4 protein-coding genes are annotated in these 2,725 nt (G+C 34.5%); all 4 read right to left on the minus strand.

The window, feature by feature from the left end; all coding sequences use genetic code 11:
• The coding region (locus ABD000_RS04605) for a DUF6705 family protein (RefSeq protein ID WP_343764448.1) at window positions 1-404 on the minus strand (404 nt) is incomplete at its 3' end.
• 357 nt (window positions 405-761) lie between these two features.
• Entirely contained in the window at window positions 762-1,352 is a 591-nt protein-coding gene (locus tag ABD000_RS04610; protein WP_343764450.1) for a hypothetical protein, read from the minus strand.
• 6 nt (window positions 1,353-1,358) lie between these two features.
• Window positions 1,359-2,096 carry a hypothetical protein gene (locus ABD000_RS04615; RefSeq protein WP_343764452.1) on the minus strand — a complete coding sequence of 246 codons (738 nt, stop codon included), beginning with the start codon at window positions 2,094-2,096 and terminating at the stop codon, window positions 1,359-1,361.
• A 312-nt stretch (window positions 2,097-2,408) separates the two neighbouring features.
• Window positions 2,409-2,725: hypothetical protein (locus tag ABD000_RS04620; RefSeq protein ID WP_343764454.1), on the minus strand; the 317-nt coding region annotated here is incomplete at its 5' end.

Genomic DNA, 2,725 nt, shown 5'->3' on the forward strand with positions numbered 1-2,725 from the left:
ATACAATCTGATACCGGATGGTAAAAACAACTATCCTCAATTGAATATCCACAAATACTGTGTCGACATCCACTGGTATAAGAGTTCTCAATCTGCGATAAAGTATTTACTATAATAGTTCCATTTTCGCTATATTGATATTCCCCAACAAGTAAATCAATGTAGTATGCATTATGATCTGATAACTCAAATTTTTTGAGCTCAAGCTTCAGAGACTTCCCGTCACTCTCATGCAACCATGTTCCTTCATATTGATTAAATAAATTATCAATATCTTTATAATATTCCTTAACATTCGGATGATTTTCTTCCGTAGGATATAGTGCTTCTACAGGAAATACAGGTGTTTGAGATATTCCAGCTGTGAAACATAATAACGATAAGTATAGCAATTGATTTTTCATAATTTCTTATTTTATTGACACGGTGTATTAATTACTTCGTTATTGTCATCAAGACTTAAAGTCTCCCATGCTCTTGAAAATACTCTAACTATCTTATTGTAGGAACTTGAATTTATAGACGATCATAAAGTGGCAAAGTACCGGAATCTCCACTAAATAGTAGTTGAAAGTTGCCGCTGCTGCTGTACATATCGCCCTAAATATTCTCTGTAGGTCTGCCGGTATTTTTTGGCTCTTAAAAGAAAGTAGTAAAACATAAAGAGTGACCAAAGGTTTGTATACTATATTCTAACACTAAAAGCCTGATGATATCCTAAAGGATTAAGTGTTATAAAGTAGTCCCCTAAACAGAATGTTTTAATCTTCGATTACATCTACAGGGTCTTTTGTAAAGGTTAAATGCTCCATTGGCATTATCTGGTCTACACCACCCGGTGGGCAATCTTTTGACCATATTTCGCCCCCAACTCTGTAGATATAGTTCATTTGAGCATCTTCAAGTCCTTTTATACGCAGTAAAAGATTACCATTTTGTCCACAGGCACTGCTAAATCCTTGATATGGGATCTGATACGTCGCTTTATTGGTTCCAAAAAAACCGCCACTAATTACCTCTACTGCGTTATCTGGAAGATTAGTTGTGTCGACAAGTAATACGCCATTCTCTTTTATGGTGTATCTTATATTCAACTTATCATATTTTTTACCAGTCTCAGATCTTTCAATAAGCTTTGGCTCTATATAAAAATCAAGTTGTTTTCCGTCTGAAGTTACTGCCTGCCAATGCCCGTAGAATTTGCTTAGTTTATCATTGATATCTTTGAAATAAGTTCCGTCAGCTGCTGATTGATCTGAATCCATATAATCAACCAAATCCTCTACTGGTACAATCTGAGCTTTGCAACTGACTATTATAAATAGTAGTATAAAAAAATTAATTAATCTCATAATCATTTAATTTGGACATTTTTCTTTTTTTAATTTACCATCGGCATCTAACGACAGCTTCTTAATTTTTCCGTTATCATTTATTTTCCATAGTTCTATGCCATTAAGGTCCATTGAGTCTTTCGTAAACCTTAGTAACCTTATACTTTTGTCCCCATCCTCTTGGAAATACTCTAAATATTTTCTGGTAAGAATTCGAATTTCTAGACTATCATAAAGTGGCAGAGTACTGGGATCTCCACTAAATCGTAATTGAAAATTACCACTACTACTATACATACTACCATAAATATCTTCTACAGGACGACCTGTATTTTGAGCAATTTTCAATAGTTCTACAAATGTATTGATATCTGCCGGTGAATGACGGCGTATAGGTCTGTCAACGTCAATTATACCATCGCCATCATCATCTGGATAGATCTTATCATTAAGATGATTATGTATATAGCCTACTTTATCTGCTCCTGTAGGAAAGCTAACTGTATGACCATTATCACTTACCGGTGCATCTACAAAGGTTCCATCTGTGTTTTGTATAAAGCCTTTTTCATCTTCACCGCCAAAATTGTCTTTACATTCCTGGGCTTTGGCCTGGTAGGAAGGATTATTGATCAAATCTGCTATACGCTGGCATGTTGCCAGGTCATCTGGGTCTGTAATCTCAGGAGCTCCATCAAAGCATGCATCTATAGTAAATGGTGAGGTATCTAATCTAACGCAATCTAGTATTATCTCCGGCATCATTTGGATCGTCACCTATCATAACATCCACGCAACTAGTCGAACATAGCTCAGCGAAGTCACTTAACTATAACACATAAACTGTATCATCAGCATTTACTAAAATTATAACCAGCTTATACTTAAAGTTATTTGTTATATCTCTATTTATAATACTCTGATTTAATGCTATGAAAACATACCATTACCTGTGGTTTTATGGTTTTTATTAAGCTTATATAACAAGTTCCAGTAGTAACTACTGCTTCATTCTTTTTGAAGTATCTTTTTATCCCTATAAGATTTTATAAGTAAATAGAATCAAGACCTTTACTATTCTACCTTTAGAAAGATTAAATCTCCTTCTAAATTTATGGTAGATATAGGAAGGGTTTCATCTTCTTTGAACGATGCTTGAGTATAACTACCCCCTAATCGAACGTTTAATGCCTCCTGTAAGTTGATGATGCGTTTATGAAGAATCAATTCATAGGATATACCAGGCTCATTAATATCTCTCATATGTAATACAATTCGCTTTTCACCTTCTATACAATCTGATACCGGATGGTAAAAACAACTATCCTCAATTGAATATCCACAAATACTGTGTCGACATCCACTGGTATAAGAGTTCTCAATCTGCGATA

The sequence above is a fragment of the Gangjinia marincola genome (genome assembly GCF_039523415.1).
Lineage (GTDB): Bacteria > Bacteroidota > Bacteroidia > Flavobacteriales > Flavobacteriaceae > Gangjinia > Gangjinia marincola.

What these genes read in the sequence shown, in the direction of transcription:
- ABD000_RS04610 (WP_343764450.1), bottom strand. Translation starts at nt 1,352, where the DNA reads ATGAGATTAATTAATTTTTTTATACTACTATTTATAATAGTCAGTTGC.
- ABD000_RS04615 (WP_343764452.1), bottom strand. Translation starts at nt 2,096, where the DNA reads ATGCCGGAGATAATACTAGATTGCGTTAGATTAGATACCTCACCATTT.